This window comes from Mesorhizobium sp. M7A.F.Ca.US.006.04.2.1 (genome assembly GCF_004022915.1).
In the GTDB taxonomy this organism is placed as follows: domain Bacteria; phylum Pseudomonadota; class Alphaproteobacteria; order Rhizobiales; family Rhizobiaceae; genus Mesorhizobium; species Mesorhizobium ciceri.
Genome location: NZ_RZQA01000641.1, coordinates 1 through 3,790, shown reverse-complemented (window position 1 = coordinate 3,790; position 3,790 = coordinate 1). Strand labels below are relative to the sequence as shown.

Annotated in this window: 5 protein-coding genes; 4 read left to right on the top strand and 1 reads right to left on the bottom strand. The window is 63.6% G+C overall.

What is annotated here, in order from left to right; all coding sequences use genetic code 11:
* The 3 genes from EN925_RS27085 to EN925_RS40920 form a co-directional block, all read left to right on the top strand.
* The coding region (locus EN925_RS27085) for an FAD-dependent oxidoreductase (protein ID WP_128337053.1) at window positions 1-923 on the top strand (923 nt) is incomplete at its 5' end.
* 172 nt (window positions 924-1,095) lie between these two features.
* A complete protein-coding gene (locus EN925_RS41530) occupies window positions 1,096-1,446 on the top strand; it encodes a glycosyltransferase (RefSeq protein ID WP_127368963.1) in 351 nt (116 codons plus the stop codon).
* Window positions 1,347-1,970: a glycosyltransferase gene (locus tag EN925_RS40920; protein ID WP_281040665.1), complete on the top strand. Its 624-nt coding sequence runs from the start codon at window positions 1,347-1,349 to the stop codon at window positions 1,968-1,970. Before EN925_RS41530 ends, EN925_RS40920 begins: the two co-directional genes overlap by 100 nt.
* Window positions 1,971-2,010: 40 nt before the next feature.
* Here the strand turns inward: EN925_RS40920 and EN925_RS27070 are convergent, their stop codons facing one another.
* A complete protein-coding gene (locus EN925_RS27070; protein WP_024504078.1) occupies window positions 2,011-3,114 on the bottom strand; it encodes a saccharopine dehydrogenase family protein in 1,104 nt (367 codons plus the stop codon).
* Window positions 3,115-3,229: 115 nt separating this feature from the next.
* Between EN925_RS27070 and EN925_RS27065 the strand changes: the two genes are divergently transcribed.
* Window positions 3,230-3,658: an Lrp/AsnC family transcriptional regulator gene (locus EN925_RS27065; protein ID WP_013528746.1), complete on the top strand. Its 429-nt coding sequence runs from the start codon at window positions 3,230-3,232 to the stop codon at window positions 3,656-3,658.
* Window positions 3,659-3,790 lie beyond the last annotated feature (132 nt).

Below are 3,790 nucleotides of genomic sequence, written 5' to 3'. Positions count from 1 at the left end.
TTGGCGGTCGGGCGATTTCGTCCACCGAGGCGCTGGCGCTCAGCGACGTGCCGAAAAATCTCGCGGTCGTCGGTGGCGGCTATATTGGGCTGGAACTCGGCATGGCATTTGCCAAGATGGGCGCTGAGGTGACCGTGATCGAGGCCTTGCCGCGCGTGCTGGCGCAGTATGATGCGGAGCTGACCCGGCCGGTGGTCAAGCGGCTCACCGCGCTCGGCGTCGAGGTGATGCTGGGCGCCAAGGCCAAGGGACTGTCGACCAAAGGCGACGCGCTGCTGATCGAAACCTCCGACGGCAAGAGCGCCAAGGTCGCCGCCGACAAGATCCTGGTGACGGTCGGCCGCAAGCCGGTGACCGAAGGCTGGGGGCTCGAGCAGATCGACCTCGACATGGCCGGCAAATTCATCCGCATCGACGACCAGTGCCGCACCTCGATGCGCGGCATCTTCGCCATTGGCGACGTCACCGGCGAGCCGATGCTGGCGCACCGGGCGATGGCGCAGGGCGAGATGGTCGCCGAGATCGTTGCCGGCCACAAGCGCAGCTGGGACAAGCGTTCGATACCCGCCGTTTGCTTCACCGATCCCGAACTGGTGACCGCTGGTCTTTCGCCGGAAGAAGCCAAGGCGCTCGGCGGCGAGATCAAGATCGGCATGTTCCCGTTCGCGGCCAACGGCCGGGCGATGACGAAGCTGGGCGAGGACGGCTTTGTCCGCGTCTTGGCCCGCGCCGACAACCATCTGGTGCTCGGCATCCAGGCGGTCGGGCAGGGCGTGTCGGAACTGGCGGCGGCGTTCGGGCTGGCGCTGGAGATGGGCGCGCGGCTGGAGGACATCGCCGGCACCATCCACGCGCATCCGACGCAGGGCGAGGGATTCCAGGAAGCAGCGCTGAAGGCGCTGGGACACGCGCTGCATATTTGAGGAAAGGGGCGAACCTGTTCGAGCCAGCTCTCTTCCTTCCCTCGCCAGCCCATCGATCAACTCGCCAGCCGCTCATCTAGGCGCGACCAAAGCGATTGGCGGGAAAGTGCCGCGTACCATGTTTTCCGAGAACCGGATTCCACCCTTCGGGATCATGCTCTAGTCTCCTCCCATGAGCACCGACCTGAAGAAATACGTGGCGATTCGCTACAACACCGCCACCGGCTTCATGCCGAGCCAATGGAATGGACACGGCAGAGCCAATCTCGACCCGGTGTGGCTGGTCGAGCGGCTGGCGCTGTTCGACACCTATTGCGCGCCCTCGCTCGAGGGCCAGTCGCAGAAGGACTTTACGGTCCTGATTGCGTTCGATTCCGAACACATGAGAACTACATCCGGATCGTCTGCGCCTGCGCGGCCGGGATTGATGTCAGGCCGGTTCTCATCAAGGCCGGCGAGAACTACAATGTCGCCTTCAATGCGTTTGTCCAAAGCGACACGGATGCCGAATTTGTTTCGCTGACTCGGCTCGACAGCGATGACGCGCTGGCGCCGACCTTCATGGAGCGTGTCGATTTCTACGCGCGCCGGGAAATCGCCAAGGGCGAGGTGAACCAGCAACCGCTCTATATCGCCTTTCCGCACGGCCAGAATTTCGATGCGGCAACCAACCACTACACGCAGCACGAATATCCAACGTCGGCCTTCGGCACTCTGGTCGAGAAGCGATCACCGTCCATGAACGGGGTCTATTGCGACGAGCACACGAGGATGGCGATGCGTTTCAACACCGTCGGGGCGGCCTTGAAGGAGGCTCAATGGTGCATCGTCATTCATGACAACAATGCAGCCAATGTCTTGCGCGGCAAGCCGGTCGCCGAGCCGGCTTTCACCGTGGGCCGGCCCGGTGCCGGGACAAATGCGCGCGCGCCGGCTCGAAAAGAGACTACGCAAAAGCAGATGCCGCAGACTTCGGCCAAGGCCTCGCGCAACGCCGGCAATTTTGTCCGGTTTCTGCTTGGGCGGCCGATGGTCTTGCGGAAATAGCTCGATGCTAATCTCCCCCTCAAGCGGGAGATTATGCGCTTCACCCCGCCAGCCGGCTCACCATTTCGTGCTGGGCATAGGCGCGGCCAAAACGGTTGGCTAGAAATGCGTCCAGCGCGATGTCTTCCTGCTTGATGAAGCCGGTCGCCGGCAGGCTGCCGTCGGCCAGCATGTCGAGCACGGCGCAGATGCCGGACGCCGTGGTGATCTGGATGGCGCTGCGCACCACCTGGCCGATACGCTGGGAATAGACCTTGTTGGCGTAGGTCTCCTGCAGCAGGCGGCCGTTCTTGCGGCCGGAGACGGTGACGAAGACGATGACGACGTCCTGCAATGTCGCCGGCAGGGCGCTTTCAAAAATGTCCTTCAGCACGTCGCGGCGATGGCGCAGGCCGAGGTCGTTGAGCAGCGCCTTCATGATCGCGGCGTGGCCGGGGTAGCGGATGGTGCGGTAGTTGAGCGTGCGCACCTTGCCCTTCAGCGTCTCGGCCAGCGTGCCGAGCCCGCCGGAGGTGTTGAATGCCTCGTAAGTGACGCCGTCGAGCGAGAACTCCTCGCGCTCCTCCAGTGGCGGCACCTCGACCAGCTCGCCCTCGACGATCGCCTCGCAGGGCTCGCAATATTCGTTGATGACGCCGTCGGTGCTCCAGGTCAGATTGTAGTTCAGCGCATTGGAGGGATATTGCGGCAAAGCGCCGACGCGCATGCGCACGCTTTCCAGAGAATCGAAGCGGCTGGCGAGATCGTTGGCGACGATCGAGATGAAGCCCGGCGCCAGGCCGCATTGCGGAATGAAGGCGCTTCTGCCCGAACGCGCCAGTTCCTTGACGCGGCGGGTCGAGACGACATCCTCGGTCAGGTCGAGATAGTGCACGCCGGCACTGGCCGCCGCCTCGGCGATGCGGGTGGTCAGATGGAAGGGAGCGGCGCTGAGCACCGCGAATTTGCCGGCGAGTGCGGCTTCAAGCGTGCCGGATGCTTCGATGTCGAGCTCCAGCGTCGCAACCGTGGCCGGGACTTCGGCAGCAGCGAGCTGTGCTGCCGAGCGGTCGACGAGCGTGACCTGATAATCTCCCGTGGCGGCGAGCATCTCGGCAATGGTCGAGCCGATCTTGCCGGCGCCGACAACGACAATTTTCTTCATGACAAATCCCTCACTGGTTGTGAGCACAGATTCGCAGCTTGCCCGTCGAAAGGAAGCGTGGTTCTGTACGAAACGAACCCATTGATTGGTCAGTCCGCCGAGAAGAATCGTCGAAATGCTCAGCGATGCCGAACAGACCCTGCTTTCGCTGCTGCGCGAGAATGCGCGCGCCTCGACCGCCGAGCTGGCGCGGCGGCTTGGCGTCTCGCGGACAACCGTGCAGAGCCGGATCGAACGGCTGGAGCAGCGCGGCATCATATCAGGCTACGGCGTGCGGCTGGCGCCGGATTATGAGCAGGGGCTGGTGCGGGCGCATGTGCTGCTCACCGTGACGCCCAAGCTTGCCGACAAGGTGGTGCGCGGCCTGCGCGGTTTGGCGACGGTCCGGACGCTGCATTCGGTCAGCGGCAATTTCGACATGATCGTCATCGTCGACGCGCCATCGATCCGCGACCTCGACATGCTGCTCGACCAGATCGGCGCCATGGACGGAGTCGAGCGGACGCTGTCATCGATCATCCTGTCGACGCGGATAGATAGGTGAGGGGACCTCTCAACCCAAGCTGGGCTTGAACAGCACCAGCCGTTTCGCCGGCTAATCCATAGCCAGCGGAAAACGCACCACCACCGCAAGTCCCGGTCGGCAATCCTCGAGCGTGATCGATGCGCCGTGCAG